Origin of the sequence: Pseudomonas halotolerans (assembly GCF_039581215.1) — a bacterium.
Taxonomy (GTDB): Bacteria; Pseudomonadota; Gammaproteobacteria; order Pseudomonadales; family Pseudomonadaceae; genus Aquipseudomonas; species Aquipseudomonas tehranensis.
Genome location: NZ_JBCNTJ010000011.1, coordinates 118,365 through 145,243 on the forward strand (window position 1 = coordinate 118,365; position 26,879 = coordinate 145,243).

The window sequence follows — 26,879 nt, forward strand, 5'->3', positions numbered from 1 at the left end:
TGTGGTGGCTATTCTGCCGCCATCGCGAGCAGGCTCGCTCCCACAAGGGTCATGCGATCTCCTGTGGGAGCGAGCCTGCTCGCGATGCAGGCAGCGCGGAGCAACTTCTCACCACAGACCTGAAGGTCATTAGATATTCTGCCGATCCCCCTTCGGATCGAAGAACACCGAAGAAACAATCTCTGCCTCGATCACGCTGCCGTCGGCCAGAGGCGCGAAGACGCGCTCGCCCATCCGCTTGAGGCCGCCCTTGACCACGCCCATGGCAAATGAATAACCCAGGGAGTTGTGAGCGTAGCTGGACGTCACATGCCCAACCATGGTCATCGGGATCGCCTGCTTGGTGTTGAACACCAGTTGCGCACCTTCCGGCAGCCAGACATTCGGGTCGATCGGCTTGAGGCCCACCAGTTGCTTGCGGTCCTCACGCACACAGTCTTCGCGATTCATGCCACGCCAGCCGATCCACGAGAACGGTTTGGTCCGGCCTACGCACCAGCCCATGTTCAGGTCGTCCGGGGTCATCGAGCTGTCGGTGTCCTGACCGACGATGATGAAGCCCTTCTCGGCCCGCAATACGTGCATGGTTTCGGTGCCGTACGGGGTCAGGTTGTATTTCTTGCCGGCCTCGACGATCTGCTCGAGCACGCCCATGGCGTAGTCGGCCTGCACGTTGACTTCGTAAGACAGCTCACCGGTGAACGAGATACGGAACACCCGCGCCGGTACACCACCCACCAGGCCTTCTTTCCAGGTCATGAACGGGAAAGCGTCCTTGTCCAGGTCGATGTCGGTGACTTCGCTCAGCAGCTTGCGACTGTTGGGGCCCGACAGGGTCATGGTCGCCCAGTGGTCGGTGACCGAAGTGAAGTACACCTTCAGGTCCGGCCATTCGGTCTGGTGATAGATCTCCAGCCATTGCAGCACGCGCGCCGCGCCGCCCGTGGTGGTGGTCATCACGAAATGGTTGTCCGCCAGACAGGCCGTCACACCATCGTCGAAGACCATGCCGTCTTCCTTGCACATCAGGCCGTAGCGGGCCTTGCCCACGTCAAGCTTGGTCCAGGCGTTGGTGTAGACGCGGTTAAGGAACTCGCGGGCGTCCGGGCCCTGGATATCGATCTTGCCCAGGGTCGAGGCATCCAGCAGGCCGACGCTGTCGCGCACGGCTTTGCATTCGCGCTTGACCGCAGCGTGCATGTCTTCACCGTTCTTCGGGAAGTACCAAGGGCGCTTCCACTGGCCGACGTCTTCGAATTCAGCGCCATTTTTCACATGCCAGGCATGCAGCGCGGTGAAGCGTACCGGTTCGAAGATGTGCCCGCAGTGCCGCCCGGCTATCGCGCCGAAGGTCACCGGCGTGTAGTTCGGCCGGAACATCGTGGTGCCCATCTGCGGGATGCTCACGTTCAGCGAGCGGGCCGCGATGGCCAGGCCGTTGACGTTGCCCAGCTTGCCTTGGTCAGTACCGAAGCCCAGGGCGGTGTAGCGCTTGACGTGTTCCACCGACTCGAAGCCTTCGCGGGTGGCGAGTTCGATGGCGGCGGCGGTGACGTCGTTCTGCAGGTCGACGAATTGCTTCGGCGCCCGTGCGGTGGATTTTTCATGCGGCACCTGGAACAGTGCCAGGGTCGGTTCTTCCTGACGGCTCAGGGCTTTGGGCAACACGCCCTCCACCGCCTTGAAACCGGCTTCAGTGGCCGCGCGCACGCCGCCCTCGAAACCATCGGCCAAGGTATCGCCGAGGCTGTAGACGCCATTCACGCCGCCGACGCAGACACGCTTCTGCGGGGCTTCGCCCGGTACGAAACCGAGGATGTCTTCGCGCCAGATCGGCTTGCCACCCAGGTGCGAAGCCAGGTGAACCACCGGGCTGTAGCCGCCGGAGCTGGCTACCAGATCGCAGTCCAGCCATTCGCCGGGGCTGGTGACTTTGTGCGCTTTGACGTCGATGGCGGCGATGCGGGCCCCGGTGACGCGCTTGCTGCCACGGGCCTCGATCACGGCGCTGCCGGTGAGGATGCGAATGCCTTTGGCGCGCGCCTCTTCCACCAGGGCGCCACGCGGGTTGCTGCGAGCGTCGGCGATGGCCACCACTTGCAGACTGGCGTCGAGCCAGTCCAGCGCCACGCGATAGGCGTGATCGTTGTTGGTGCTCAGCACCAGTTTTTTGCCCGGCGCCACGCCGTAGCGGCGCACGTAGGTGGAGACCGCGCCGGCCAGCATGTTGCCCGGTACGTCGTTGTTGCCGTAGACCAGTGGCCGTTCGCAGGCGCCGGTTGCCAGGACTACGCGCTTGGCGCGGACCCGGTTGATGCGCTGGCGAACCTGACCGATCGGCGCACGGTCACCGAGGTGGTCGGTAAGGCGCTCGTGGATGGTCAGGAAGTTATGGTCGTGATAACCGTTCACCGTGGCGCGAGGCAATAGCACCACGTCTGGCATCGACTTGAGTTCAGCGACAACAGAGGCGACCCATTCGGTCGCCGGCTTGCCATCCAGGCTCTCACGGGAATCGAGCAGGCTGCCGCCGAACTCTTCCTGCTCGTCGGCCAGGATCACCCGCGCACCGCTGCGGGCCGCTGCCAATGCCGCAGCCAGGCCAGCAGGGCCCGCGCCGACAACCAGCACGTCGCAGTGACGGTTCATGTAGTCGTAGGTGTCCGGATCGTTCTCGGTCGGCGAGCGACCCAGACCGGCGGCCTTGCGGATGTACTTCTCGTAAGTCATCCAGAACGATTGCGGGTACATGAAGGTTTTGTAGTAGAAGCCCGGCGGCATCAGCTTGCCGCCGACCTTGCCGAGAATGCCCATCATGTCGTTGTTCACGTTCGGCCAGCCGTTGGTGCTGGTGGCGACCAAACCTTGGTACAGCGCCTGTTGCGTGGCGCGCACGTTAGGAATCTGCGTGGCTTCGGTAGCACCGATCTGCAGCACCGCGTTCGGCTCTTCGGCGCCGGCGGCAAAGATGCCGCGCGGACGGGAATACTTGAAGCTGCGGCCGATGATGTCGACGCCGTTGGCCAGCAGTGCAGCGGCCAGGGAATCGCCCTCGAAGCCTTTGTAGGTCTGGCCGTTGAAGGTGAAGCTCAGCACTTTGTTGCGGTCGATCCGTCCACCGTTGGACAGGCGATTGATCTGGCTCATACCTTCTCTCCCAGAGCCTGCGCGGCCGCTTTCGGACTCTCAGCCTTGTCGGTGAATTGCGGCTTTTGGCCGATCTTGTAGGTTTCCAGAATCTCGTAGGTCACGGTGTCACGGGTCACGTTGAAATACTGGCGGCAACCGGCGACGTGGTCCCACAGCTCATGGTGCAACCCGCGCGGGTTGTCACGGAAGAACATGTAGTCGCCCCACTCCTCGTCGGTGCAGGCATTCGGATCCAGCGGCCGCGGGATGTGCGCCTGGCCGGATGCATGGAATTCCTCTTCGGAGCGCAGTTCGCCGCAGTGAGGACAGAAGATGTGCAACATAGGGATTTCTCCTGTTAGTGGGCGACGGCAGCAGCGCCGTGTTCGTCGATCAGTGCACCGTTGTGGAAACGGTCGATGGAAAACGGCGCGGCCAGCGGGTGCATTTCACCTTTGGCCAGGCTTGCAGCGAAGACATTGCCTGAGCCCGGGGTTGCCTTGAAGCCGCCCGTGCCCCAACCGCAGTTGAAGAACATGTTCGGCACTGGCGTCTTGGAGATGATCGGGCAGGCGTCCGGCGTGGTGTCGACGATGCCGCCCCATTGGCGGTTCATGCGCACCCGCGAAAGCACCGGGAACATCTCGACGATGGCCTGAACCGTGTGCTCGATCACCGGGTACGAGCCACGCTGGCCATAGCCGTTGTAACCGTCGATACCGGCACCGATCACCAGGTCGCCCTTGTCGGACTGGCTGATGTAGCCGTGCACTGCGTTGGACATGATCACGCTGTCGATAATCGGCTTGATCGGCTCCGACACCAGCGCTTGCAGCGGGTGGGATTCGATCGGCAGGCGGAAGCCCGCGAGTTTGGCCATGTGTCCGGAGTTACCGGCGGTCACCACGCCGACGCGCTTGGCGCCGATGAAACCTTTGTTGGTTTCCACGCCGATGCACACGCCGTTTTCCTTACGGAAACCGATCACTTCGGTCTGCTGGATCAGGTCCACGCCCAACGCGTCCGCCGCCCGGGCAAAGCCCCAGGCCACGGCATCGTGACGGGCCACGCCGCCGCGACGCTGGACGGTGGCGCCCATCACCGGGTAGCGAGTGTTTTTCGAGCAATCGAGGTACGGAATTTCGTCGGCCACTTGCTTGGCGTTGAGCAGCTCGCCGTCCACGCCGTTGAGGCGGTTGGCGCTGACGCGACGCTCGGAATCACGAATGTCCTGCAGGGTGTGGCACAGGTTGTAGACGCCACGCTGGGAGAACATCACGTTGTAGTTCAGGTCCTGAGACAGGCCTTCCCAGAGTTTCATCGCATGTTCGTACAGATGGGCCGATTCGTCCCACAGGTAGTTGGAGCGCACGATGGTGGTGTTGCGCGCGGTGTTACCGCCGCCCAGCCAGCCCTTCTCGACCACGGCCACGTTGGTGATGCCGTGTTCTTTAGCCAGGTAATAGGCGGTCGCCAGACCATGCCCGCCACCGCCGACAATGACCACGTCGTAGACCTTTTTCGGGGTCGGCGTGCGCCACATCCGCTGCCAGTTTTCATGATGGCTGAGAGAGTGTTTGAAGAGGCCGAAGCCCGAATAGCGTTGCATAGTCATTACTCCAAAACCGACTCAGCGATAAACCGGGAAGTCCGCGCACAGGGCCGCCACTTGCTGGGCAACATTGGCCTCGACATCGGCGTCGCCGAGGTTGTCGAGGATGTCGCAGATCCAGCCGGCCAGCGTCACGCACTGGCTGACCTTGAAGCCACGCGTGGTCACCGCCGGGGTGCCGATGCGCAGGCCCGAGGTCACGAACGGCGATTGCGGGTCGTTCGGCACGGCATTCTTGTTGACGGTGATGTGGGCGCGGCCCAGGGCGGCGTCGGCGTCCTTGCCGGTCAAGCCCTGACGGATCAGGCTGACCAGGAACAGGTGGTTATCGGTGCCGCCGGACACTACATCGTAGCCGCGCTTGATGAACACGCCAGCCATGGCCTGGGCGTTATCGATCACTTGCTGCTGGTAGGCCTTGAAGCCTGGCTCCGCCGCTTCCTTGAAGCACACCGCCTTGCCGGCGATGACGTGCATCAGCGGGCCGCCCTGGGCACCGGGGAAGACGGCAGCGTTGAGTTTTTTCTCGATCTCTTCGTTGGCCTTGGCCAGGATCAGGCCGCCGCGCGGACCGCGCAGGGTCTTGTGAGTGGTGGTGGTGACCACGTCGGCGTATGGCAGCGGGTTGGGATACAGACCGGCAGCGACCAGACCGGCAACGTGGGCCATGTCAACGAACAGCAGGGCTCCGACCTTGTCGGCGATCTGGCGGAAACGTGGGAAATCCAGGGTCTTGGAGTAGGCCGAGAAACCGGCGACGATCATCTTCGGCTTGTGCTCGACCGCCAGGCGCTCGACTTCGTCGTAGTCGATCAGGCCGGTGGTGGTGTCGATGCCGTACTGCACCGCGTTGTAGAGTTTGCCCGAGGACGACACCTTGGCACCGTGGGTCAGGTGACCGCCGTGGGCCAGGCTCATGCCCAGGATGGTATCGCCGGCCTGCAACAAGGCCAGGTACACGGCGCTGTTGGCCGAAGACCCGGAGTGCGGCTGCACGTTGGCGTAGTCGGCGCCGAACAACTGCTTGGCGCGCTCGATAGCCAGGGCCTCGACTTTGTCGACGTGCTCGCAGCCACCGTAGTAGCGCTTACCCGGATAGCCTTCGGCGTACTTGTTGGTCAAGCCGCTGCCCTGGGCTTGCATCACACGCTTGCTGGTGTAGTTCTCTGACGCGATCAGCTCGATGTGATCTTCCTGGCGTTGCTCCTCGGCATTCATCGCCGCCAGCAGTGCATCGTCGTAACCCTGGATCTGGTCTTGCTTGCTGAACATCGCGTCTCTCCCAGCGGCGGCGGTGCGCCTTTCGTCTCGGTGAGGCACTGACCACCGTTCGGTCGTGCCCTTTGGAAGCGATGGTATGGCCGGCGCAGGCAGGTCAAATGCCTATGGACGCCACGCAAAGGTGCGTTTACGACATAGGAACAGACACGGTCCTGTTTGGACTGGAGACAGGGTCCTTGTGGCGAGGGGATTTATCCCCGCTGGGGCGCGAAGCGGCCCTAAAACCAGACACCTGGGTGTGTCGGATTGATCGAGTTAGCCAGCTTGGGGGCTGCTTCGCAGCCCAACGGGGATAAATCCCCTCACCACAGATAAATCCTCTCGCCACAGGGTTCTGTTCAGGCCGATAGGTGGCGAACCGCGAGCAAAACCAGGAAATGCGCCGGATACAGGCCATACGCCCAGCGCCGCATTGGCGGAGGATGAAAACGACCAGCGTGTCGCAAAAGCATCAGCCCAAGCCATGGCGCAAACAGACAAGCCAGCAAGCCGCTGATCGCCACCCAATCCCCCAGCCACGCCGCGCCATACAGCACCCGCCATTGATTGGCCGCCAGGCATACCAAGCCTGGCAGCAACGCGAAATACCAGGGTCGACGAAACACCAGCAACATCGCCAACGGCAGCAGGACGCCGAAAAAACCGAACATCAGCCGCGACGAAAACAGCGCCGCCAGCAGCAACGCCCCCGCCGCCAGCAAACGCGCCTGCAGCGTATGGGTTTGCCAGCTGCGCGCCACCAGCAAGCCCAGGGTCAGGGTCGGCAGCACGTTCAAGGTGGCGGGCACAGGAATGAACAGCCGGTAAGGAATTTCGCTCACCGAGCTGAACAGCAACAGCCACCCCAGGTAACGCCACGAATCCGCGCTGGCCCCGTCGCGTGCCAGGTTCGCCGCCATCGCCAGACAGAACCAGGGGAACGCCAGCCGCCCGGGCACGTACAACCAATCGACGGAGTAGCCGACATATCGCAGGTGATCGAGCACCATCGTCAATAATGCCAGCCACTTGAGCAGGTCCAAGGCTCCGTCGCGCCGGCTCACGTGTACAGCCGCCCTAGGGTTTTGTGAGTTTCTGACAGAAACATCCAGTGTGTTCCCCCGCGATTCTTGGGTAAAGTGCGCACCACTATCGACCACCGCGTGCCGGACTCAAAGCACGCCGGACCACGGAATTCTCCATCCAGGAATTCTGTCAGGGATCTCTTACCCAGGACTCTCTATTTCAGGAGCAAGGCCATGACCGACAAGAGTCAACAATTCGCCAGCGACAACTATTCCGGCATTTGCCCCGAAGCCTGGGCCGCCATGGAAGAAGCTAACCAGGGTCATCAGCGCGCCTACGGCGATGATGAGTGGACCCACCGCGCGGCGGATGATTTCCGTGCCTTGTTCGAAACCGACTGCGAAGTGTTCTTCGCGTTCAATGGCACGGCGGCCAACTCCCTGGCGTTGTCCTCACTGTGCCAGAGTTACCACAGCGTGATCTGCTCGGAAACCGCTCACGTCGAAACCGACGAATGCGGCGCGCCAGAGTTCTTCTCCAATGGTTCCAAGCTGTTGGTCGCACGCACTGAAAACGGCAAGCTGACCCCCGAGTCGATCCGCGAGATCGCCCTCAAGCGCCAGGACATCCATTATCCCAAGCCACGGGTCGTGACCCTGACCCAGGCCACGGAAGTCGGCAGCGTCTACACCCCGGATGAAATCCGTGCCATCAGCGTCACCTGCAAGGAGCTGGGGCTTAACCTGCATATGGACGGCGCTCGCTTCTCCAATGCCTGCGCCTTCCTCGGCTGCTCGCCGGCAGACCTGACCTGGAAAGCCGGCGTGGACGTGCTGTGCTTTGGCGGAACAAAAAACGGCATGGCGGTGGGAGAAGCGATCCTGTTCTTCAACCACGACCTGGCAGAAGACTTCGACTATCGCTGCAAACAGGCCGGGCAGTTGGCCTCGAAGATGCGCTTTCTCTCGGCGCCCTGGGTCGGCCTGCTGCAAAACGACGCCTGGCTCAAACACGCACGCCACGCCAACCACTGCGCCCAACTGCTGGCGCAACTGGTGAGCGACATCCCGGGCGTGGAATTGATGTTCCCGGTCCAGGCCAACGGCGTATTCCTGCAACTCTCCGAACCCGCCATCGCTGCGCTGACGGCCAAGGGCTGGCGCTTCTACACCTTCATCGGCAAGGGCGGCGCGCGGTTCATGTGCTCGTGGGACACCGAAGAAGCACGCGTGCGGGAATTGGCGGCGGATATTCGGGAAGTGATGAGCCTTTAAGGCGGCGACCCAAAGCCTGGATGGCTTTGGGAGGCTTTTGTGGCGAGGGGATTTATCCCCGCTGGGCTGCGAAGCAGCCCCAAAACCTGGCACCCCGGTGTGCCAGGTCAATAGCGTTAGTTGCTTTGGGGGCTGCTACGCAGCCCCAGCGGGGATAAATCCCCTCGCCACAAGAGCTCATCGCCTGCCAGAGAACGGATCAAAACTCGATCCGCACATCCCCCTTCGGTACGCTGCAGCACGACAGGATGTAACCTTCGGCCTCGTCGTCCTCGGTGATCCCGCCGTTGTGATCCATCTCCACTTCCCCGCCCAGTTTCAAGACCTTGCAGGTGCCGCAGATGCCCATGCCGCAGGCCTTGGGGATCATCATGCCGAGCTTGGCAGCGGCGGCGTGGACGGTTTCTCCCGGGCCCACGCGAATACTCTTGCCGGAGGCGGTGAACTCCACCAGGTGCAGGTCCGCCACATCGACTTCCGGGGCGTCGGCAGCCTGTTCGGCTTGCTCCACGGCATCGGCACGGGCTTCCGGTGGCGTGGCGCCGAAGGACTCCTCGTGGTAACGCGTCATGTCGAAGCCAGCCGCTTCCAGCAGACGCTTGACCGCGTTCATGTAGGGCGTTGGGCCACAGCAGAACACTTCGCGCTCAAGGAAGTCCGGCGCCATCAGCTCGAGCATTTTGTGGTTCAGGTAGCCTCGGTAACCGGCCCAAGGCTCGCCCAGGCCGTGCTTTTCGCAGATCAGGTGCAGATTGAAGTTGTCGATCCGCGAGGCCATGTGCTCCAGCTCGCGGTGATAGATGATGTCCTTGGGCGAGCGGGCGCTGTGGATAAACACCATATCGACGTTGGCATTGGTGTCGTAATACCAGCGCGCCATGGACATCACCGGCGTGATGCCGACGCCGCCGCTGAGGTAAAGCACCTTCGGGTTCGAGAAGTCGATGGCATTGAACAGGCCGACCGGCCCGTGTACCGCCAGTTCCTGACCTTCGTGCAGGGTGTCGTGCAACCAGTTGGAAACCTTGCCCCCCGGTACGCGCTTGATGGTCACCGAAAAGCTGTAGGGCACCGACGGCGAGCTGGAGATGGTGTAGGAGCGCATGATCGGCTGACCTTCGATTTCAAGCTCCAGGGTGACGAATTGCCCCGGCTTGAAAAAGAACAGAATCGGCTGATCGGCCATGAAGCAAAAGGTGCGCACATCCCAGGTTTCCTGGATGACTTTGACGCAACGGACAATGTGTCGACCATTGGCCCAGGTCTGGGTGGTTACCGGGTTCAGGAAGCTGTTGGACATGCTGATCTCCACGGCCGACTGTCGGCCTCTTATGAGGCGATTCTGCGTATAGCGCGAACCGCCCATTTACCTATCTGCGACATTCACATGCTTACCGCGACCAGCCCCCAACGACAGGACCTTGCGCGTCGGGAACAGATTGGGCCATGTCGCCCATGGATAAGGTTCGCCCCCTGCGCGGCCCCACACTCGCCCCCAACAGACAAATAATATTTTCTGCCTTGCGTAGCACATTTGATTAGCCACTTTTCGCCGGCCACGTAGAGGGCCCATGAGGATAAAACGATGGACGTCACCGCAACCCTGAGCCTGGGCGATCCGCTGGAACCCGCACGCAAGGCCACCGCGCAAATGCTGCAGGAACGCGAGCGCACTTTCTCGCTGCCGCAGCCGTTCTACTCCGATGAGCGCCTGTTTGATATCGACATGCAGGAAATCTTTCAGAAGGAGTGGCTGATCGCCGGCATGACCTGCGAAATCCCGACCAAAGGCAACTACCTGACCCTGCAGGTCGGCAAGAACCCGATCATCGTGATTCGCGGCGCCGACGGTGTAGTCCATGCCTTCCATAACGTCTGCCGTCACCGTGGCTCGCGGCTGTGCACCAGCGAGAAGGGCAAGGTCGCCAAGCTGGTCTGCCATTACCACCAGTGGACCTACGAGCTGGACGGTCGCCTGTTGTTCGCCGGCACCGAAATGGGCGCCGACTTCGACATGAAGCAGTACGGCTTGAAGCCAGTTAACGTGAAGACCGCCGGTGGCTACATCTTCATCAGCCTGGCGGAGAACCCCCCGGCCATTGACGACTTCCTGGCGACCTTGACCCATTACATGGAACCCTATGACATGGAAAACACCAAGGTGGCGGTGCAAACCACCTTGATGGAAAAGGCCAACTGGAAACTGGTGCTGGAAAACAACCGCGAGTGCTACCACTGCGGCGGGGCGCACCCGGAACTGCTCAAGACCCTGCTGGAATGGGACGACGTCACCGATCCGCGGGCCGACCAGGCGTTCAAGGACCATGTGGCCGCTTCCGCCGCCGCTTGGGACGCCGAGAAAATCCCTTATGCCCACGCCAGTTTCGGCCTGCGCAACCGTATCGTGCGCATGCCGCTGCTCAAGGGCACCGTGTCGATGACCATGGACGGCAAGCAGGGCTGCGCCAAACTGATGGGTCGCATCAAGAACCCGGACCTGGGCTCGATGCGCATCCTGCACCTGCCGCACTCGTGGAACCACTGCATGGGCGACCACATCATCGTGTTCACCGTGTGGCCGATCAGCGCCCAGGAAACCATGGTCACCACCAAGTGGATCGTGCACAAGGACGCGGTCGAAGGCGTGGATTACGACGTGGCGCGCATGCGCCAGGTCTGGGACGCCACCAACGACCAGGACCGTCGCCTGGCCGAAGAAAACCAGCGCGGCATCAACTCCACCGCGTACCAGCCAGGCCCGTACTCCAAAACCTATGAGTTCGGTGTGGTGAACTTCGTGGACTGGTACAGCGAGCGCATGCTCAACAACCTGGGGGCGGAACCTGCACCTTACCTCAAGGGCGTTCCGGTCCAGGGTTAAGTCAGAAGCATCGCGAGCAAGCTCGCTCCCACAGGGTTCTGTGTCGTTCACAAAACCTGTGGGAGCGGGCTTGCTCGCGAAAGCGGTCTGGCATTCACCCAATTATTTGGAAGACCACCGCACCGACCCATCCTCCCCATAAAACGTCTCTTCGATGTTCTCCCCCACCAACCGCACCTTCACATACCCGTTCAACACCCGTTCCGGGTACGCTTCATCCCCCGCCAGCTGCGTCTCCGACCACAACACCCCGGCATGTCCGTTCAACTCGCTGGTAGTACCGTAGGGAATCGCCCCGTGCCCGGCGCAGCGTGCGTGCAACCCGCCCTGGGTGGCGTAGCAGATGCCGTTGTGCAAATGCCCCCAATACCAATAGTCCGGCTCACGCCCGAGGGCATCGCAGACGGGTTGGTAAAGCGCGGTCTTGTGGTGCCCGGAAATATCGAAACCCTGATGATGACTGAGCACCATGAGCTTTTTGCGCTTGGGCAGGCTTTTCATCCAGTCAATCTGTTGCGCGTTGAGGGTACCGTCCATGTACAGGTTCATGGCGTCCGAGGCGTAGGCACTGTCGAGGCCAACCACCAGCCAATCGTCGTTGTACAGAGCAAAGTAACTGGTGCCCTGTTGCACCGGGAAACGCTTGGCCAGCTCCTTGAAATAGCCATGGGCGCCGCTGTACATCTCGTGGTTGGAATTGAGCGTGAACGAGCCGTGCTTGCCCTGGGGCCAGCCGACCATGTCGACGTCTTCCTGGGAATGGGTGCCGGCGTAGTACACATCGCCCAGATGAATGGTGAAGTCGGCCTCGGCCAGTTGCATCTGATTGGCGACAGCCACCGCCGGCGCGTGGCTGTCAAACGGTCCGGTGCCCCAGTCGCCAGCGATCGCCAGCACCACATCGCTGTCCATTTTCACCAGCGCCGGGTGAGTGGCGAACGGCGCGTGGTGGCGCAGGTTCTCGATCCACTTGAGCAACGCCTCACTCCACAACAGGTCGAGCAATTCCCATTTGCGGCAACCGAGCAAGGTGCCGTCCTTGAGCACGCGGGTCGGCAGCTCGTCCTCGGTTTGTGGCAAGGCGCTGGCATTGCCGATCTTCAGGATCGAAAGACCATGGGCCAGCTCCCACGGCACGGCCGGTTCGTCAGCCGGCAGGTCGCCGTGATCGATGACGTGCCGGGCCTGATCGTGGCCGCGCTGGAGCAGCTTGACGATGGCCTCGAACTCTTCAGGCTCGAGGTCGTTGACGAGTTTTTTCCAGGACATTTCCAGCCGCGTGACCAACCCATGCAGGCGGACCTTGACCTTGTCGAACTCATGTTCCCAATGGTGCAGTAATGACATGTGAACGCTCCTTCGCAGTGCCCTGGGCTACAGGGTTTTCATGAATTCGATCAGGGCCCGTTTGTCGGCATCCGACAACTGCGTGCCATACAGGTGGCCGCCGTTGTGGTTGCCTTCCAGGCGGGTGTCGTATTTGAAATCCGCCGACGCCTTCATTTGCGCGCCGCTGGTGATGAAGCCGACCTTCTCCTGGTCGTAGATGTCGGAACCGGTGTAGAACACTTGCGGGCGCAACTCGGGCGGTTGCAACAAGTCCCACAGGGTCGGTACCGAGCCGTTATGCAGGTACGGCGCCCTTAGCCAGATGCCGTCGGTGGGGGTGTTGCTGTAGCTCTGGGTCTTGCGGTACGCACCGAAGTCGAACGGCGGTTGCTTGAAGCCGTGGAACGCCGTCACCAGCCCGACGGTGAAGGAGTTCAGCCGATGGGGATCGGTGCCCAACTGGTCGATGTTGGTGGTGACCTGTCCCGTGTCGGCACGGCCGAAGGCGTGGCAAGCGGCGCAGTTCTGCTCCCAGATCGGTTTGCCCTGGGCGACTTTCGCCTGGTCCAGGGCGAACGGCCACGCGGGCGCCTTGTGGCCCAGCAACCAATTGGTCACCCGGTTGAAACTCGGCGGCAGCACCGATTGCGGCGTCGCCCCCACGGCCATGGCCGCCGCGTAGTTGCGTTCGTGAATCTTGTTGTTATTGCCGTCCCAATGCAGATACATCGACTCACGGGGTTTCTGGTTCCAGACCTGCGGCAAGTCCACGGTGCCGATGGTGGAGTCATCCGGGAAGCCGAACACCACCATTTTGGTCGGGTTGAAGGTATCGGTCCGCCCTGGACCTTGGGCCGGGCGCAGCTTCTGCCAGGCGTAGGCCTGCTTCTGCTTGAGCAGTGCGCTCTTGGCCATGGGGATGATCAGGTAGCGGTTGTACAGCTTTTCGAAAAAGCCCAGTTGGAACTTGTTGTTGATCGCCGCCATGACCGCATCAGGAGTGAATTTCGGGTCGCTGGCACACTCGTAGGCAAACCACTGGAAGGCTTGCAATTGCAGGGTGTTGGCCGGTGCGGTGGCGACCGGAACCGCTACGTCACTGGCATTGGCCCGGTACGAGCCGGTGTGGCACAGCGCGCAGTTCGGCTCCACGGTGGGATAACCCAGTTGCCGCTTGGCCATGCCGATGGGCAAGTCGTTACCGTTCTCATAGAGAAACCCGAACACCTCGTAACCGCCGGGCTTGGGCAGTTTTTCCGGGCACATCTGCGGCAGCACGGCGAACAGGTAATAAGGGATCCGCGCTTCGATGCCCAGGCCGATGGCGGCGTATTTGTAATGGTCTTCGTCGGAAGCGAAGTCTGGCTGGGGCACCTCTCGTATCATCTGGTACCAGGTTTGGTAGCCGATGAAACCCAGCAGCAATACCACCACCAGCGTACCGACCTTGAAACCGTGACGGTGCCAGCGCCGCGCCCAGCCCGCGCGCAACTCCCGCCAACCGGCACAGAGCAGGGCCAGAGGACGCTGGGCCACCGGGCTGCCCAGGTACAGCAGCACGCCCAGAATCAGGAACATGCTTAGGTCGCCCATCAGCATCGGCACGAACAACTGGCCCTGGTTATTGGTGTTGATCAGGTAGATCCAGAACACCACCGCCACCAGTCGCGACAGCACGCACAACCACGAATGCACCACGAAACGCGGCGCGTTGAACCCCGAAGGCATGTAGAACAGGCTGATCCCCACCAGCAACATGCCGGTGTTTTCCAGCCAGGGATCGGACAACACGGGCGGCAGGCCGAGCATGGACGTCAGCAACGCCGGCGCGAACAGCGCCGGAATCGCGAAGACCATGTTCATCACAATGCCCACCCAGATGAGGCGTTGGAACCAACGGATGTAAGTGTTCATGGCATCCATTTCCTTATTCTTGAACCGGAGCAAAGCTTTTGTGGCGAGGGAGCTTGCTCCCGCTGGGTCGCGCAGCGGCCCCCAGATTTCAGGAACGACGACTGCTTCGCAGCCGAGCGGGAGCAAGCTCCCTCGCCACGGGTCAGTTATCCTCCTAACCGAGGGCGGTCTTCTCCAGGTGCTCAAGAATGATCGGATACACATCCACCACCGCATCCTTGCCGAACATGCAATCGATGTGGCCGTAACCCGGCACTTCGTGGCGGCTGAACAATTGCGGGCCGTGCATGTCGCACAGTCGCTCGTAGGTCTTGAGGGTGCTTTGAGGGAGGTAGCACTGGTTCTCGGCACCGCTGATGAAGCAGATCGGCAATTTCAACCGATCGAAATGCGGCATGTAGACGTCGTTGCCCTTGAAGTCCACCAGATGCCCCTTGCGCACGATCAGCGCCAGGTGCTCGAAGGTCTGGATGTTCGACTCACCGAACAATTCATGCAGGTTGTCGTGCAGGGTTTCGTTGAGGGTGTCGTGGCGGTACAGCGACGCATACATGAACGTGATGCGGTGGCAGACCGGGTTGGTGCAATAACCCTGGGCCTCGATCCGGGCATAACCGTTGAGGGCCTTGTCGTAGAGTTTGTTGAACCAGCTTTCCTTGGTGTCGGCGTAGGCCGTGAGGGACTTGATGCCGATGGCATCGAGCATCCCCGGCAAATGCAAACCGGCCTTCAGCCCGGTGGCGGTGGCAACCACCGTGTCGGCAGCGATCTGCGAGCAGACCACCGAGCGCACCCCTTGCAGCCCCGCCAGCATCGACATGAAAAACGTTGTCGCCCCGTAGCAATGCACTACACATTGCACGTCACGGGCGAGCGTGGCCTGCTGGATCTGCTCGATAGCCGCCTTGAAGTCGTACTGGGCCACCTGGTCGCCGTTCCATTCATGCTTGCTGGCCGGCAGCAGGATGCTCACCCGCAAGTCCAACAGCCAGACGTCGTACTCGTGCTTGCACAGGTACTCCAGCAGGTTGGTCTGGATGGTGTCGGTGGAGAAAATATTCGACCCCACCCCCAAACCATGCACCAGCATCACCGGGCCTTTGCTGCCCGCCTGATAGCGAGTCAGGCGTAGCTCGACGTTGTCCTCGGTCTGGAAGAAGTGCACGGTCGGCGCCGGGGCGTCCAGCGGCCGCTTGCTGCGGGGCGGCGCGTCCGGGTTGAAGTACACATCGCCTGCAAATACCCCACCGTAGCTCTCCCACAAAATGCCGGCGAAGAACTTGCCGAAGCGGGCCAACGCTTCCACTCGCTCACGCTCGTTGCGGGCGTTGAGCACTTTCATGGTGGTCATCTGCTTGGCGAAGTCGGCCGGCAGAATGTGCATCACCCCCGAGCCGATGACCTCGCCGTGCTTGTCCGGCCCGCGATACAGCGTGACATAGAGCGTGCTGGTGTCGTGCCAGATGTTCAGCACCCCGTTGTCCTCGGGCACGGTCTTGAAGGCACTGAAGTAATAATCGCTGCCGTCCTCGGCGGTCAGTTTCATGTCGTAGTTCATGTGCCGCACATCCACCTGTTCCTGATATTGCTCGAACAGGTTGAACACCCCGTTGCTGGCGACCAGCGGCTTGGGCGAGAGCAGCGGCGCATCCAGCGTACCCACCAGGGTTGCAGCGTGTTCCGGTTCCTTGATCAGGCGATTGAGGTCGGCGGCGGTGATGGTCAGGGTGAACTCGATGGACGAGTTATCGGCTTTGCCGCGCTTGGCCGCCGCTTCGTAAAGCGAAAGATCAGTGCCCTGGGGCTGGGTAAATGCCGTGGAGAAGTAACCCTTCATGGTTTCAGTGAACTGCACGCCCAGGGTCGGCGCCGCCACCGGTTTGCGCGGGGCCGAGGGTAGCGTGTAATCGATGATCCAACCGCGATCGGCCGCCAGCAGGCCCATGTTGCGTTCGCTCACCGCCGAAATGGTCAACAACGGGTTAACCGCCAGGGAAGTCGGGATCACCGCACCGTCGGTCACGTACAGGCCAGGGTAGACATCCGTACCGCTGGCGCCACTGAACACCTGGCCCTTGTGGTTGACCACGCCTTGCGTCGCGTCTTCCCCCATCACGCAGCCGCCCAACGGATGGACCGAAACGATGCTGTGCTTGAGCAGCTTGGTCCAGATCGGATTCTCGACCCAGATCCCGCCCAACGCCTTGGTGCTCTGGTGCAAACGCTCATTGCCCAGCGTCACGTTTTCCTGCTCGCCGACGCCGGGCCAGTCGATGCGCAACTGATTCTTGTTGTCGAGCACCATGCGCCCCTTGCCGTTGTCGTGACTCATGATCAGGTACGTCTGCATGTTATGCAGCGCGCCGTAGTACGGGCCGCGCAGAAAGCTCTCGGCTTCCCGGGCCTTGTACTTGAGGCTGGCACCCAGGCCCGTGTCGGTGGGCACGCCGATCATCTCGGCGAACGCCGCCATGCTCGGCACCATGGCCCGGCCGAGGGCGCCGGGGATCGAGCCCTCCTCGATGACCATCCGGCTGCGCCAGTCGCCCTCGGTACGCATATCGATGATTGAGGTGATACACGGTCCCACCGGCTCCAGCTCCTTGGCCGAATGGGCGCCGAAGCCGATGCCATTGATGGTCTGGTCGCAGTTGTGGCCAAAGCCGAGGATGTCGCCGTTGCCGCTCATGTGCTCGCCCAGTTGACTGGACATCGACAGGCCCTTGTCCCGTGAGCGCAGCATGATCTCGGTAGAGCCCAGGGTGCCGGCGGACACCACCACGATGTCGGCGCGCACGAACAAGGTCGGTGCCGAGAACATTTCACGGCCGCTGTCCAGGTACTGGAAGTGCACGATCCAGCCATCGCCGTCGCGCTCTAGGTGCCTGACTTCGGCCTGGCAGAAAATCTCCGCGCCGTGGTTCCAGGCATCCGGCAGGTAATTCATCAGCGTGGTGTTCTTGGCCTTGTTGTTACAGCCCGAGACGCAATCCCCACAGCCGTTGCACGGCAATTGCTCGACGCCGACGTGGTTGAGGTTGTTGGGCAGCTTGTCGAAGGTCACATTGATGGGCGGCTTGTAGAAATGCGCGTCCTGCTTGAGGTAACTGGCCGATTTGCGGTTGGCGTCGAGCTTGGGCAGCTTCGGCGACGAGTCGGGATACGGGTTGGGCTTGAGCATTTCCCGGGCCCGTTCGTAGCCGTCCTTGAGCAGCGTGTCGCGATGTTCGCGCACCGCCAGTGGCCAACGCGGGTCCTCGAATACGCCGGGCTCCGGCTCCAGCGCAACGTTGGCATTGATCAGCGACGTACCGCCCAGGCCGCAACCGACCACCACGTTCTGCTGGGCGTTGACGTGCAGATCAAACAGCCCGGTGCGCGATCCGATGTGACCGTCCGGGTCATGCACCTGCAACTCCTCGGTGGCCGCAAGCAGGGTGTTGGGGTATTCGCCGGGCTGGATCTCCCGGCCCCGCTCCAGCAGACAAACCTTGCGCCCGGCCCGGGACAAACGTGAAGCAGCAATGCCTCCGCCGTAGCCGGAACCAATGACAATCACGTCGTAATGCTCCTTGATGTCGCTGATGGGGGTCGAGATCCGTGTCATGTTCAAGTCCTCTCAGGCAGATGGGGCAACTCTGCGGTTGCCTGCAAATCGACAGGCGCACGAACGCCTGGCCACTACCCCGTACGGGTTGGAGCGGCAGTCAACGGTGCTACAGGGGAAACTCAGGGCTCAACGAGGCGCTATAGACGCGCACGCTGATTGGTGGCACGACGACGTCTGCGTTTGGGTAACCGGGTGGGAGGGGTCGGAGTACAGGTCGCAGCCGAGATCGGGTACCAGCAGGGGGACTTGCTATCCATCATGCGTTCTCCCTGAACCAGATATGGATAAAGTGGCGGTGTCCTTGTGCCATGAGTGAAGACAGCGGCCAGGGCCACGTCAAGGTGGATCCTTAGAACTGTATGAAATTTGATCTATCGCGTCTGGGCCTATGCCCGCCGTGGCCTTTACGCTTTCGCAAACAAGTTATCCACATGTCCACCCACAGCTAATGGGGACAAGTGCGTCATTGCGACCTGTTTTTTTAAGTAAAAGCTAAAGAAAAACCGTGACTTATGAACAAAGAGCATTTCTTTTCCATATCGATCAAAAACTGATCAACGGCGTGAAAGCCTTGTCTGTCCTGGCTTCTGGAGGAGAGCGAACACCTTATCCACAGAAGCGCCAACAGCGTTTGGGGGTAATTCTGACGGTTCTGTGGAAAACCGCGTATGCGGCCGGTAAATAGAGGTTTTAGCGGAATTTTCCGAATAAAAATGACGGATTGATCATTTTATAACCAACCTCATGAAAGCCCCGTTCCGTATGGCTTGTAGACGGTAGCGAACATCTTATCCACAGAAGCGCCAACAGAGATTGGGGGCAAGTAGCGCCCTGCACGCAAGCTTATTCACAAACAAAACCGAGAAAAAACCGGGGGTTAGGCTGGTTGTTTTTTAAGCGCACGCTTGAGGAGCTTGATCCGCGTAGGGTGTGGCGAGGGGCGAACAGGTTATCCACAGAGGCGCGCACAGGGATTGTGGGTAAACACATGCCCGCTCCCACAAGGGTTAGGGTGTTCCGGGGTTTAGCGAACAACCCCCTCCTCAACAAGCAACTTGAGAATCGCCTCGGCGCCGGCCTGCGGGGTGACGTCTTTGAGCACCTGCCCGCCTCCGCCGCTGGCCTTGGCCGTGGCGGCTTTCATGCGGTCGGCGCCGCTCTTGGCCTTGATCACTTTCAAGCGTTTGGGCCGTGGTTTGGCCGGTTGCAGGGTCGCCACCGCCAACAGGGCGTCGTCGAGCACCTCGACATCTTCAGCGTGCAACACTCCGCGTCGGGCTGGGCCGTAGGCGCTTTGCCGGGGTTTGGGGGCCGCGTTATCCACCGTGGCGAGAAACGGCAGGCGCACTTTGAGACGTCGCCGCTGGCCGCGGGGCAAGGCTTGCAGCACCAAGGCTACGCCACTGTCGATGGATTCGACCTGGGCCAACCCCACCACCAGCGGCCAGCCGAGATTTTCCGCCAGCAGGAACGGCAACATGCCGGAACCCTCGCCGGTTTCCGCCTGACTGCCGGTGAGCACCACATGGGCGCCCGCGTCGCGCAGATAATCAGTCAGGGCCGGCAGTGCGTCGGCGCCGGCGGGGTTATCCAGTACGTAGAGTTCGTCCAGGCCCATGCCCAGATAGGCGCGCAGAGCCGGTTCAGCCACGTCGCCTGCGTGCAGCACTTGCAGGTCTTTGCCGGCCAGTTGCAGACCCAGTTCCACGGCCCGCGCATCCTGCTCGGCGCGCCGGGGCCGACCAGAGGTGGGGTGGGCGCCGATGGACACCAGGCTGATCACTTGAGTACTCATGGTTGAATCCTTAGCTTAAGCCGCATCGCGCTTGGCTTCGTTGCGGTACGCCTCTACCGCCGCGATCAAGGCCTGGAGAATCGCCGCGCTGTCGCCAATCACCGACAGGTCTGCCCGTTTGATCATGTCGCAACCGGGGTCAAGGTTGATCGCCACCACCTTGTCGCAGGCACCGATACCTTGCAGGTGCTGGATCGCCCCGGAAATCCCCACCGCGACATAGACCCTCGCCGTAACCCAGGTGCCGGACGCGCCAACCTGGCGATCCCGCGCCATGAAGCCATCGTCCACCGCCACCCGCGAAGCACCTTCGGTGGCGCCCAGGGCCGCAGCGGTCTGGTGGAAAAGCGTCCAGTCCTTGACCCCGTTGCCGCCGGAGAAAATGAATTCGGCCTCGGCCATCGGGATCGCGCCCGGGTCCACCGCCACCGCGCCCAAGTCTTCAATGCGCGACAAGCTGCGGGCCACGCCTGTGGATAACTCCACCGGCAGGGCTTCGTGACGGGTTTCACTGACCGGCTCGGCGCATTCGGCCGCGGCCAGGATCAACCGTGCCAAAGGCCGAGCCAGGTCTTGCAGGCCGGCACCAGCGCGGCCGATGCACTCCTCACCCTTGACCTGCCAAACCCGCGTGGCCGGGCGCTCGCCTAGGGCCGCCGCCAAACGCCGACCGAGTTCACCACCACCGGTGCGGCTGTCGGGCAGCAACCAATGGCGAGGATTGAATTGGTTATCCACAGCCCGCAGGCCCTGAACTCGCTGTTCCGGTGCATAACCGCTGAATGTTTCACCTTCGAGCACCAGCAAGCGATCGACGCCCGCCGTCGCAAAGGCGTTTTCCTTGTGCTCGCCGAATACCACTGCCAGCACCGCGCCGTCCGTACCTGCAAGCTGATGGGCCAGGCCCAGCAGATCGCGGTCGTGGCTGCTTAAGCGGCCACCGACCATGTCAGGCACCACGCTGATGTAGAACGCCGGTTGTGGCACCTGATGCAGCGGCAATTGCACTTCAACGGCGGCAGTGCGCTTGCTCGCGCCGCCCTGCTGGGCGCCGCTGCGGTCGATGCGTTTGATACCGTTAGGGCCGATGAAGCCCACGCCGTGGACATTCTTGCGGATGATGCCGTTGGGCCCCATCCAGCTGTGCTGGACCGGTTGCATGGCCGCGTGCAGCGGGTGCAGGCGGTTGCGGGCGATCCACTCGGCGCGAGGGTCGCGGCGGATGATGTCGCTCATTAGTGCACCTCCGCAGGTTCACGTTTGGCCGGGGCCGCTGGTTTACTTGGCGCCGCATCTTCGAGCAGAGCGTCGGCCACCAGTTCAGCGATGTCCTTGATCATCGGGCGCGGCTCGACCACGCCCTCAAGCATCGCGGTGCACTGTGGACAACCCACGGCCACCAGTTCGGCACCGGTTTCGCGGATGTCTTCCATGCGCATGTCGGGGATACGCTGCTTGCCCGGAATGTCAGTGATCGGCGCGCCGCCGCCACCGCCGCAGCAACGGGAGCGGAAACCGGAACGCTGCATCTCCTTGATCTCGATGCCCAGCGCACGCAGCACCTGGCGTGGCGCCTCGTATTCGCCGTTGTAACGGCCCAGGTAGCACGGATCGTGATAAGTCACGCTGTCGCCCTTGTGCTGGCCGAGGTTCAGGGCGCCGGCCTCGATGACTTCTGCCAGGTAGGTGCTGTGGTGCTGCACCCGGTAGTTGCCATCAAATGCGCCGTATTCGTTTTTCAGCACGTGGAAGCTGTGAGGGTCGCAGGTGACGATCCGGTTGAAGCTGTATTTGCCCAAGGTCTGGATGTTGCGCTTGGCCAATAGCTGAAAGGTCGCTTCATCGCCCAGGCGCCGGGCCACATCGCCGCTGTCGCGCTCTTCGAGGCCGAGCACGGCAAAGTCGATGTTCGCCGCCTTGAGCACTTTGACGAAGGCGCGCAAGGTGCGCTGGTTACGCATGTCAAAGGCACCGTCGCCGACCCAGAACAGCACGTCGGTGGCTTTCACCTCGCTGAGCAGGTTCAGGTTCAGGTCCGCCGCCCAGTTCATCCGCCCGCCTGGGGCGAAGCCGCCAGGGTTGTCGGTGGCAATGAGATTTTCCAATACTTCAGCGCCCTTGTTCGGCGTGGCGCCTTTCTCCAGGGTCAGGTGACGACGCATGTCGACGATGGCATCGACGTGCTCGATCATCATCGGGCATTCCTCTACGCACGCCCGGCAAGTGGTGCAGGACCACAGAGTCTCGGCGTCTACCAGGCCGTTGACGATCGGCTGGTGTGGATTGCCGCTGTGTTCGCCCACCGGTTTACCCGGATACGGACTGCCGGCGAATTTCGCATCGGTGCCTCCGGCCAGGCCGACGACCATGTCCTGAATGAGTTTTTTCGGGTTCAGCGGCTGGCCGGCGGCAAAGGCCGGGCACGCGGCTTCGCACTTGCCGCACTGCACGCAAGCGTCGAAACCGAGCAGCTGGTTCCAAGTGAAATCCTTGGGTTTCTCAACGCCCAGCGGTGCAGCGGGATCGTTCAGGTCCAAAGGTTTGAGACCGGTTGAGCGGCCGCCACCAAAGCGTTCGGCGCGGCGGTGCCAGGCCAGGTGCAGGGCCCCGGCAAAGGCATGTTTCATCGGCCCGCCCCAGGTCATGCCGAAGAACATTTCCGACACACCCCAAAGCACGCCCAGGCCCAACAGCACGACCAACACCCAGCCCCCGAAGTCCGCCGGCAAGATCCCCGCGACGGGCAAGGTCACCAGGAAAAAACTGATGGAAAACGCAAACAGGCTCTTGGGCAAGCGCATCCACGGGCCCTTGGACAGCCGTGAGGGCGGATTGCGACGACGCAAGGCAATGAAGATCGCGCCGCTGAACATCAGCAGCGTGGCGAACAGCAAGGCATAGCCCAGGATGCGGTTCTGCAGGCCGAAACCATGCACCAGGATCGCCAGCAGCGCCGCCAGCACAAAACCGCCCGCCGTGGCGACGTGGGTGTTGGCGATGTATTTGTCCCGCGCCACCACATGGTGCAAATCCACCATGTAGCGCTTGGGCATGGCGAAAAGACCACCGATCAGGTCGACCTTGGACGGTCGCCCCCGGCGCCACATGTTCACCCGCCGCAAAGCGCCAAGGACCGCAAGGCCCAAAGCGGCGAACAGCAGGATAGGAAGAAGGGTGTTCAGCATGGTGAAGCTCCCAAAGACCTCAGGTCTTGCAGGCACAGAAACCTGGATGTCTTGCTCGATCCCTGTGGGAGCGAGCTTGCTCGCGATGACGGACTCAAATTCAACATAAATGTCGATTGATCCACCGCTATCGCGAGCAAGCTCGCTCCCACAGGGTTATCCACAAGCCGTTAGAAATCCTTGCACAACCGCAGGGCGTCGTAGATGGCGGCGTGGGTATTACGCTGGGCCACACAGTCGCCGATGCGGAACAGCAGGTAACCATCGCCGCTCTGCTCCAGGCACGGCTGGGGCTTGATCGCGAACAGGGCTTCGACGTCGATCTGGCCCTTGTTGCGCGAACCTTCCTTGAGCGCGTAGTAGATTTCTTCGTCCGGTCGCACGCCGTTTTCCACCACCACCTGATCCACCACGCGCTCTTCCTTGGCCCCGGTGTATTCGTTCTCCAGCACCGCCACCAGCTTGTCGCCTTCGCGGTAGACCTTCTCCAGCATCATGTCCCCGGTCATGATCACTTCCTTGGGGTACATGCTGCGGTAGTAGGTCGGGAACGAAGTCCCGCCAATGGCCACGCCCGGCTTGATGTCGTCAGTGACGATCTCGACCTGGCTGCCCTTGTCGGCGAGGAAGTCGGCCACCGACATGCCGGTGAATTCACAAATGGTGTCGTAGACCAGCACGTTCTTGCCCGGTGCAACCTTGCCATCGAGCACGTCCCAACTGCTGACCACCAGCCCTTCGGCGGCGCCCCAGTGCTCGTTCTGCTCGATGAACGGATGCCCACCGACGGCCAGCACCACCACATCCGGACGCAGGTCCATGATGGTCGCTGCGTCCGCCGCCACGCCCAGGCGCAGATCGACTTTCAACCGCGCCAGTTCCAGCTGGAACCAGCGGGTGATACCGGCGATCTGGTCACGCTGCGGGGCTTTGGAGGCCGTGGTGATCTGTCCGCCGATGAATTCTTTCTTCTCGAACAGGGTCACGTCGTGGCCACGTTCGGCCGCCACACGGGCCGCTTCCATACCCGCCGGACCGGCACCGACCACCACCACCTTGCGTTTCGGCCCGGTGGATTTCTCGATGATGTGCGGCACGCCCATGTATTCACGGGAGGTCGCGGCGTTCTGGATGCACAGCACGTCCAGGCCTTGATACTGGCGGTCGATGCAATAGTTGGCACCGACGCACTGTTTGATCTGGTCGATCTGGCCCATCTTGATCTTGGCGATCAGGTGCGGGTCGGCGATGTGGGCACGGGTCATGCCGACCATGTCGACGTAGCCTCCCTCCAAGATCCGCGTGGCCTGGTTCGGGTCCTTGATGTTCTGCGCGTGCAGCACCGGGACCTTGACCACTTCCTTGATACCGGCGGCCAGGTGCAGGAACGGCTCCGGTGGATAACTCATGTTCGGGATAACGTTGGCCAGGGTGTTGTGGGTGTCGCAACCCGAGCCCACTACGCCGATGAAATCCAGCATGCCGGTGTCGTCGTAGTACTTGGCGATCTGCTTCATGTCCTCGTGGGACAGGCCGTCCGGGTGGAACTCGTCACCACACAGGCGCATGCCCACGCAGAAGTCGTCGCCCACTTCGGCGCGCACGGCTTTGAGCACTTCCAGGCCGAACTTCATCCGCCCCTCGAAGGTGCCGCCCCATTCGTCGGTGCGCTTGTTGACCCGTGGGCTCCAGAACTGGTCGATCATGTGCTGGTGCACGGCGGACAGCTCAACGCCATCCAGGCCACCGGCCTTGGCACGCCGTGCCGCCTGGGCGTAGTTGCCGATCACCCGCCAGATTTCTTCCGGCTCGATGGTCTTGCAGGTGGCACGGTGCACCGGCTCGCGCACGCCGGACGGCGACATCAGGGTCGGCCAGTTGAAACCGTCCCAGCGCGAGCGACGCCCCATGTGGGTAATCTGGATCATGATCTTGGCGCCATGCTTGTGCATGGCGTCGGCCAGGTTCTGGAAGTGCGGGATGATGCGGTCGGTGGACAGATTCACCGAGCTCCACCATTCCTGCGGGCTGTCGATGGCCACTACCGAGGAACCACCGCAAATCGCCAGGCCGATACCGCCCTTGGCCTTTTCCTCGTAGTACTTCACGTACCGGTCGGTGGTCATGCCGCCGTCGGTGGCGTAGACCTCGGCGTGCGCGGTGCTGAGCACGCGGTTGCGGATGGTCAGTTTGCCGATCTGGATCGGCTGGAACATTGCTTCAAAAGCCATGGCGCGATCCTCGACTTACAACGGCTTGACGATGAACAGGCCGTCGTCGTGGCCTTCTTCGGAACCGCCGTAGACCTGCTCGGCCACGGTGCGGATCGAACTGCCACGGGCGGCGAGAATCTGGTCCATGGCGCCGGCGAACCAGCCGGTGAACATGTAGTCGACCTTGCGCCCGACCTTGCCGTACACATAGACGAACGCCGAGTGTTCCAGCTTGACGCTGGCGGTGCCTTTTTCCAGGTCGATGTCCTGGATCTTGAACAGGCCCCAACCACGCTGGGACAGACGCTTCATGTAGTGCTCGAATACCGCGACGCCTTCCAGGCCATGGCATTCGGCTTCTTTTTCGCACCAGTGCCAGGCGGATTTGTAGCCGGCCTTGTAGAGAATCTCGGCGTAGGCTTCGGCGCCCAGCACTTCTTCGATACCCATGTGGTTATTGACGAAAAAGTGACGCGGCACGTAGAGCATCGGCAGGGCATCAGAGGTCCAGACACCGGTTTCACTGTCGACTTCGATAGGCAATTGAGGGGCGATTTTGGCCATGGAAACTAAACTCCGAAAATGCGTGGTATGCCTGCGACGCAAAGGGCCGCAGGTAAAGGATTCAGTGATGCGGCGGCGTTATTCGCCCCAGACGTCTTTCAGGACGTTAACCCAGTTCTCGCCCATGATCTTGCGCACGACACGCTCAGGATGGCCGCGTTTGAGCAGCGTCTCGGTGAGGTTCGGGAACTCGCCCACGGTGCGGATGCCCAGGGGGTTGATGATCTTGCCGAAGCTGGTCAGACGACGGGCATAGCCTTTGTCGTGGGTCAGCATTTCGAAGAAGTCCTGGCCATGGCCCTGGGTGAAGTCGGTGCCGATGCCGATGGCGTCTTCACCGACGATGTTCATGGTGTATTCGATGGCCTCGGCGTAGTCATCGATGGTCGAATCGATGCCCTTGGCCAGGAACGGCGCGAACATGGTCACGCCGACGAAACCGCCGTGGTCGGCGATGAACTTCAGTTCTTCATCGGACTTGTTGCGCGGGTGTTCCTTGAGGCCCGAGGGCAGGCAGTGGGAATAGCAGACCGGTTTCTTCGATTCGAGGATGACCTCTTCGGAGGTCTTGGAGCCGACGTGGGACAGGTCGCACATGATCCCGACCCGGTTCATCTCGGCGACAATTTCGCGGCCAAAGCCCGACAGGCCGCCGTCACGCTCGTAGCAGCCGGTGCCCACCAGGTTCTGGGTGTTGTAGCACATCTGCACCACACCAACGCCGAGCTGCTTGAAGATCTCGACGTAGCCCAGTTGGTCTTCGAAGGCGTGGGCGTTCTGGAAGCCAAAGATGATGCCGGTCTTGCCCTGAGCCTTGGCGCGCTGGATATCAGCGGTGGTTTTCACCGGGATCACCAGGTCGCTGTTTTCGCGAATCAGTTTCTGGCTGGCGACAATGTTGTTGATGGTGGCCTGAAAACCTTCCCACACCGACACCGTGCAGTTGGCGGCGGTCAGGCCACCCTTGCGCATGTCTTCGAACAGGTCACGGTTCCACTTGGCAATGATCAGCCCGTCGATAACGATGCTGTCGGCGTGCAATTCGGCTGGGCTCATCAGGCAGTCCCCTTTTGTCAGCGATTCATGC

The 26,879-nt window shown here is 61.7% G+C and carries 18 protein-coding genes; 3 read left to right on the forward strand and 15 right to left on the reverse strand.

The window, feature by feature from the left end; all coding sequences use genetic code 11:
- Positions 1-129 precede the first annotated feature (129 nt).
- From AAIS01_RS16360 to AAIS01_RS16380, 5 genes are all read right to left on the reverse strand, one after another.
- A complete protein-coding gene (locus AAIS01_RS16360; protein ID WP_343469777.1) occupies positions 130-3,147 on the reverse strand; it encodes a sarcosine oxidase subunit alpha in 3,018 nt (1,005 codons plus the stop codon).
- The gene (locus AAIS01_RS16365) at positions 3,144-3,473 is read right to left on the reverse strand and encodes a sarcosine oxidase subunit delta (RefSeq protein ID WP_092400761.1); all 330 of its coding nucleotides are present in this window, start codon (positions 3,471-3,473) and stop codon (positions 3,144-3,146) included. Before AAIS01_RS16365 ends, AAIS01_RS16360 begins: the two co-directional genes overlap by 4 nt.
- A 14-nt stretch (positions 3,474-3,487) precedes the next feature.
- Complete coding sequence (locus AAIS01_RS16370) at positions 3,488-4,738, reverse strand: sarcosine oxidase subunit beta (RefSeq protein ID WP_003177603.1); 1,251 nt, start codon at positions 4,736-4,738, stop codon at positions 3,488-3,490.
- A gap of 21 nt (positions 4,739-4,759) precedes the next feature.
- The gene (gene glyA / locus AAIS01_RS16375; protein ID WP_092455706.1) at positions 4,760-6,013 is read right to left on the reverse strand and encodes a serine hydroxymethyltransferase; all 1,254 of its coding nucleotides are present in this window, start codon (positions 6,011-6,013) and stop codon (positions 4,760-4,762) included.
- A 347-nt stretch (positions 6,014-6,360) separates the two neighbouring features.
- Complete coding sequence (locus AAIS01_RS16380; protein ID WP_343469778.1) at positions 6,361-7,065, reverse strand: TraX family protein; 705 nt, start codon at positions 7,063-7,065, stop codon at positions 6,361-6,363.
- Positions 7,066-7,260: 195 nt separating this feature from the next.
- Between AAIS01_RS16380 and AAIS01_RS16385 the strand changes: the two genes are divergently transcribed.
- The gene (locus AAIS01_RS16385; RefSeq protein WP_343469779.1) at positions 7,261-8,301 is read left to right on the forward strand and encodes a threonine aldolase family protein; all 1,041 of its coding nucleotides are present in this window, start codon (positions 7,261-7,263) and stop codon (positions 8,299-8,301) included.
- Between the two features lie 199 nt (positions 8,302-8,500).
- Here AAIS01_RS16385 and gbcB read toward each other — a convergent pair whose 3' ends face one another.
- Positions 8,501-9,601, reverse strand: coding sequence for a glycine-betaine demethylase subunit GbcB (gene gbcB / locus AAIS01_RS16390; protein ID WP_047228148.1), 1,101 nt, complete (start codon positions 9,599-9,601; stop codon positions 8,501-8,503).
- A 285-nt stretch (positions 9,602-9,886) separates the two neighbouring features.
- On the opposite strand from gbcB, the gene gbcA reads away from it, so the two are divergent.
- On the forward strand, positions 9,887-11,182 hold the full coding sequence (gene gbcA, locus AAIS01_RS16395; RefSeq protein WP_092400748.1) for a glycine-betaine demethylase subunit GbcA: 1,296 nt from the start codon (positions 9,887-9,889) through the stop codon (positions 11,180-11,182).
- Between the two features lie 102 nt (positions 11,183-11,284).
- On the opposite strand, the gene AAIS01_RS16400 is transcribed toward gbcA, so the two are convergent.
- The 3 genes from AAIS01_RS16400 to AAIS01_RS16410 all read right to left on the reverse strand — a co-directional run bounded on the left by AAIS01_RS16400 (position 11,285) and on the right by AAIS01_RS16410 (position 18,032).
- Positions 11,285-12,529 carry a metallophosphoesterase gene (locus AAIS01_RS16400; protein ID WP_343469780.1) on the reverse strand — a complete coding sequence of 415 codons (1,245 nt, stop codon included), beginning with the start codon at positions 12,527-12,529 and terminating at the stop codon, positions 11,285-11,287.
- Positions 12,530-12,556: 27 nt separating this feature from the next.
- On the reverse strand, positions 12,557-14,425 hold the full coding sequence (locus AAIS01_RS16405) for a c-type cytochrome (RefSeq protein ID WP_343469781.1): 1,869 nt from the start codon (positions 14,423-14,425) through the stop codon (positions 12,557-12,559).
- Positions 14,426-14,579: 154 nt separating this feature from the next.
- Positions 14,580-18,032 carry a GMC oxidoreductase gene (locus AAIS01_RS16410; RefSeq protein WP_343469782.1) on the reverse strand — a complete coding sequence of 1,151 codons (3,453 nt, stop codon included), beginning with the start codon at positions 18,030-18,032 and terminating at the stop codon, positions 14,580-14,582.
- A gap of 508 nt (positions 18,033-18,540) precedes the next feature.
- Here AAIS01_RS16410 and AAIS01_RS16415 point away from each other — a divergent pair.
- Positions 18,541-18,720: a hypothetical protein gene (locus tag AAIS01_RS16415; protein WP_343469783.1), complete on the forward strand. Its 180-nt coding sequence runs from the start codon at positions 18,541-18,543 to the stop codon at positions 18,718-18,720.
- A gap of 339 nt (positions 18,721-19,059) precedes the next feature.
- Here AAIS01_RS16415 and etfB read toward each other — a convergent pair whose 3' ends face one another.
- The 6 genes from etfB to AAIS01_RS16445 all read right to left on the reverse strand — a co-directional run bounded on the left by etfB (position 19,060) and on the right by AAIS01_RS16445 (position 26,848).
- Positions 19,060-19,830 carry an electron transfer flavoprotein subunit beta gene (gene etfB / locus AAIS01_RS16420; protein WP_343469784.1) on the reverse strand — a complete coding sequence of 257 codons (771 nt, stop codon included), beginning with the start codon at positions 19,828-19,830 and terminating at the stop codon, positions 19,060-19,062.
- Positions 19,831-19,845: 15 nt separating this feature from the next.
- Entirely contained in the window at positions 19,846-21,066 is a 1,221-nt protein-coding gene (etfA, locus tag AAIS01_RS16425) for an electron transfer flavoprotein subunit alpha (protein ID WP_343469785.1), read from the reverse strand.
- Positions 21,066-23,015: a dimethylglycine demethylation protein DgcB gene (dgcB, locus tag AAIS01_RS16430; RefSeq protein ID WP_343469786.1), complete on the reverse strand. Its 1,950-nt coding sequence runs from the start codon at positions 23,013-23,015 to the stop codon at positions 21,066-21,068. Before dgcB ends, etfA begins: the two co-directional genes overlap by 1 nt.
- A gap of 170 nt (positions 23,016-23,185) precedes the next feature.
- Positions 23,186-25,246 carry a dimethylglycine demethylation protein DgcA gene (gene dgcA, locus AAIS01_RS16435; protein WP_092400727.1) on the reverse strand — a complete coding sequence of 687 codons (2,061 nt, stop codon included), beginning with the start codon at positions 25,244-25,246 and terminating at the stop codon, positions 23,186-23,188.
- A gap of 15 nt (positions 25,247-25,261) precedes the next feature.
- Positions 25,262-25,792, reverse strand: coding sequence for a DUF5943 domain-containing protein (locus tag AAIS01_RS16440; RefSeq protein ID WP_110972473.1), 531 nt, complete (start codon positions 25,790-25,792; stop codon positions 25,262-25,264).
- A 78-nt stretch (positions 25,793-25,870) separates the two neighbouring features.
- On the reverse strand, positions 25,871-26,848 hold the full coding sequence (locus AAIS01_RS16445; RefSeq protein ID WP_047230381.1) for a dipeptidase: 978 nt from the start codon (positions 26,846-26,848) through the stop codon (positions 25,871-25,873).
- Positions 26,849-26,879 lie beyond the last annotated feature (31 nt).